The sequence below is a fragment of the Telluria sp. PB2R4 genome, from assembly GCF_059685695.1.
Genome location: NZ_JCASIC010000026.1, coordinates 1 through 3,813, shown reverse-complemented (window position 1 = coordinate 3,813; position 3,813 = coordinate 1). Strand labels below are relative to the sequence as shown.

General features: G+C 61.3%; 3 protein-coding genes and 1 rRNA gene. 3 read left to right on the top strand and 1 reads right to left on the bottom strand.

The features are described 5' to 3' along the window. Positions 1-93 (top strand): 5S ribosomal RNA (gene rrf, locus AC56LU_RS23920); the annotation flags it as partial. Positions 94-724: 631 nt separating this feature from the next. Here the strand turns inward: rrf and AC56LU_RS23915 are convergent. Further along, the gene (locus AC56LU_RS23915; protein WP_497178100.1) at positions 725-949 is read right to left on the bottom strand and encodes a hypothetical protein; all 225 of its coding nucleotides are present in this window, start codon (positions 947-949) and stop codon (positions 725-727) included. Positions 950-1,308: 359 nt separating this feature from the next. Here AC56LU_RS23915 and AC56LU_RS23910 point away from each other — a divergent pair, with 359 nt between their 5' ends. Together AC56LU_RS23910 and AC56LU_RS23905 are read left to right on the top strand one after the other, a co-directional pair. Continuing rightward, positions 1,309-2,739, top strand: coding sequence for an aldehyde dehydrogenase family protein (locus AC56LU_RS23910; protein WP_497178099.1), 1,431 nt, complete (start codon positions 1,309-1,311; stop codon positions 2,737-2,739). Continuing rightward, a complete protein-coding gene (locus tag AC56LU_RS23905) occupies positions 2,723-3,646 on the top strand; it encodes an AraC family transcriptional regulator (RefSeq protein WP_497178098.1) in 924 nt (307 codons plus the stop codon). Before AC56LU_RS23910 ends, AC56LU_RS23905 begins: the two co-directional genes overlap by 17 nt. Positions 3,647-3,813 lie beyond the last annotated feature (167 nt).

The window sequence follows — 3,813 nt, the reverse complement described above, 5'->3', positions numbered from 1 at the left end:
GGTCCCACCCCTTCCCATCCCGAACAGGACCGTGAAACGACTTTGCGCCGATGATAGTGCTGCAACCAGTGTGAAAGTAGGTTATCGTCAGGCTAGTTATAAGAAAAAGCCCGCTAGCGATCTAGCGGGCTTTTTTGCGTCTGCACGCACAACCCCACCGCTCGAATTCGCACTGCGAATTTTCGCCTGGTGGGGTTTTTTGCTTTGGATGGCCCATTGGTGTCCAGGGATCGAAAAAAGAAAGCCCCGGCTTTACACCGAGGCTTTAGTCTGGCGGGCAGTCCGCCAGGTTTCCCAGCTGTGCGTCACCGCGGCGCGGCGGGTAGCGAATCTGCAGACTCGCTTTCCCATTTCGCCGTCGCCGCCGGTACTGTGCACGGCTGGGCCAACACTCGCCTCCGTATATGCTCCCCCCGATACCGGAACTTTGGGTTTGGCGAGTGCAGCCCAGTTCAAGAAACTTGTGCTGCGTCGTGCAGCTGACGTGCTTCGACCATGGCGCCCAGGTCTGAGTTCGATCGTACGATCTTCGCTTTGACCTGACGCATTATCCGGGTGCACGAAACCTCATCTGTTCGACAATTCACACATGGCCGAGCTGTTCAGTTCTTGTGTGCGCGACGCGGCAGAGCGAACCAGAAGCCCGATAGCAGAGCCAGCGTGCCTACTCCCGCACCTACGCTCAGGGCCATGCGCGCCGACATGCCTTTCACGACGACGTGCATCACCGTAAACATGTCGAGGGCCAAGCCAGCGGCAGCGGCCAGAGGGCGCCGCAGATCATCCTCGATGAGAGCTTGACCATCGATGACGTCGCGTGGCCGTGGCAGCTGCGGTAATGGATCGCCGGCGTCATGACCATGGCAATCGAGATGACCACCATGATCATCCCCAGGGCGTGGCAGGCCTTCGCGTAGTGAGCCAGTTCGGCAAAGCGATCGTTGAACACGGCAATCTTCTTAAAACCGAACAGGGCTTGGACTCCGGGGAGGACGACGCGCGTTCCTCAATGATGTTGCGCATCTCCATGTCATGTCGTTCTTGCTCTTTGTGCATTTATTCCATGGCTCAACAGTACGCCCAAAGCCCCGGAGCATCAATGCGCGCACTGTTGAACCCACTATGGAACATGGCGCCTTGCACGCCAAGGGGAATCTGATACCGATCGCAAGCTCAGTCGCGGGCCGGTCACACCGTGCTGTCATCGAATCAGAATGGCAGGATCAGGCAACCCTTCACATGGATCTGGATACCGCTGGGAACCGCGCACCTCCTATGATGGCTCGACCACTTTTTGTAGGAGGAAGCATGCAAACCATCGACAGCATCTATATCAACGGCGCATTCGTCACGCCGCACGGCACGGATGAGCTGACCCTGATCGACCCGGTCAGCGAGGCGCCAGCCACCCGTGTCGTAATTGCCGATGAGGTCGACGCGCAAGCGGCGATCGCGGCCGCCTCGTTGGCGTACCGCGCGCAGCAGGGCAGCAGCCGTGCGCAACGCATGGAATGGCTGCAGCGCCTGCACGACGTGGTGGCTGCCGCCGAAGACGAGCTGAGCGCGCAGATGGTCGAAGAATATGGCGGACCGGTGCGCACCTCGACCGCGACCGCAAAGCGTGCCGCGGCCTCATTTGCTGCCGCGCGGACGCTGTTGGCCGACTACGCTTTCGAACGCCAGATCGCGAGCGCCCGGGTGAGGATGGAGCCGCTCGGTGTGGTCGGCCTGATCACGCCGTGGAATGCCAATGTGGGCTTCATTTGCAGCAAGCTGTCGATGGCAATTGCCGCCGGCAGCACGGCGGTGATCAAACCCAGCGAGCTGAGCGCCCGCCAGACCGCGGTGCTGACCCGCGTCCTGCATCGCGCCGGGCTGCCGCCCGGGTTGTTCAACATCGTCACCGGACGTGGAGACACGGTCGGCGCCGAGATCGTGCGCCATCCGGATATCGCCAAGATCTCCTTTACTGGCTCCACGGCCGTGGGCAAGGCCATCGCGCGCGGTGCGGTCGACACCATGAAACGCGTGACGCTGGAACTGGGCGGCAAGTCGCCGACCATCCTGCTCGACGATGCCGATTTTGCGAAAGCCATCCCGCTTGCAGCGATCGCGGCGACCATGAACAGCGGCCAGGCATGCCTTGCCGGATCGCGCTTGCTGGTACCGCGCGCCCGCCTGGAGGAAGCGCATGTCTTGATCGTCCGCGCCTTCGACGCCTTCCGGGTTGGCGACCCGCGCGATCCGGCGACAGTGATTGGGCCGATGGTGACGCGAACGCAGTATGAACGCGTGCAAGGCTATATCCAGCGTGGCATGGACGAGGGCGCGCGCCTGTTGACGGGCGGCCTCGGCCGGCCGCGAGGACTGGACCACGGATACTTCGTGCGGCCGACGGTGTTCGGCGACGTGCATAACGACATGGGCATTGCACGCGAAGAGATCTTCGGGCCGGTGCTGTCCGTCATCGCCTATGAGGACGAAGAGGAAGCCGTGCGCCTGGCGAACGACACCATCTACGGCTTGCACGCCTATGTGTTCTCGGGCGACCTCGCACGCGCGAACCGTATCGCCTCACGCATCGTGGCCGGGCGGGTCTTCATCAATGGGCTGTATGATGAACCGGCAGCGCCTTTCGGTGGTTTTAAACAGTCCGGTCTCGGACGCGAGTTCGGGATATTCGGATTCGAACAGTACCTGGAACCCAAAGCATTGCTCGGTCATGAACACGCTCTCTGATCAATACGCGCGCCTCTCGCTGCTGCGTGCGGTGCACCGGTGTTTTTCCAGCAGCGCCGGCACCGTCGACGATATCGGCACTGCGCTTCCCTGGCTGACCCTGATCCGCCGGTCCGCACCGACACCGGTGGGGAGGGGCATGCTGCAGCCCTCGATGTGCATGATCGTGCAGGGGCAGAAGGAAATGCTGGTTGGAGACCGCGTGCTGCACTACGGACCTGGACAGTATGTGCAGACCGGGGTTGCGATGCCCGTCGCCGGACGCATTGTCAGTGCGACGACCACCGAGCCGTATTACGGATTGCGGGTGGATCTCGACCCCAAGGAGATCGCCACCTTCATGCTCGAGATGGGCTTGCCATCCTTGTCTGAAGCGGGCGATGGATCCATCGTTACCGTACATCCCGCAAGCGAGGCATTGACCGACGCTTTCCTGCGCCTCATGCGTCTGCTCGAACGTCCTGGCGACTTGCCGGTGCTTGGGCGCCTCATCAAACAGGAAATCATGTACCACCTCCTCACCGGACCGGGCGGCCATTCGATGCGTCGCGCCGTGGCGGGAGGCCATCAGGAGCAGGCTGTCAACAAGGCGATTTCATGGATCCGTGAGCATTATGACGCGCCGCTCCGCATTGCCGAGTTGGCCCAGATCGTACACCTCAGTCCTTATGCCTTGCATCGCCGCTTCAAGACGGCGACGATCATGAGCCCTCTGCAGTACCACAAGCAGGTGCGATTGCTCGAGGCGCGCCGCCGCCTCATGAGCGGCAGCCAGGAAGCGGCGGCAGTAGCCTATGAGGTCGGCTATGAAAGCCCGTCCCAATTCAGCAGGGAATACCGCAGGCTGTTCGGCGCCACACCGCTGCAGGACGCGCGGCATCTCCGCAGTCACGTACTCGACACCTAAGCGGCGCTGAAACAACACCCGCGATTTACTCTTGCGCGAACGCACTGCGATTTGCTATAGTTCGCCTCCGCTTCGGTGTGAGCAAAAAACGTTAACGTAATCAAGTGCTTACGGTAACAAGCTCAACAGGAAAATCTGAAAAACGAAGCGGACGAGGGGTTGACGAG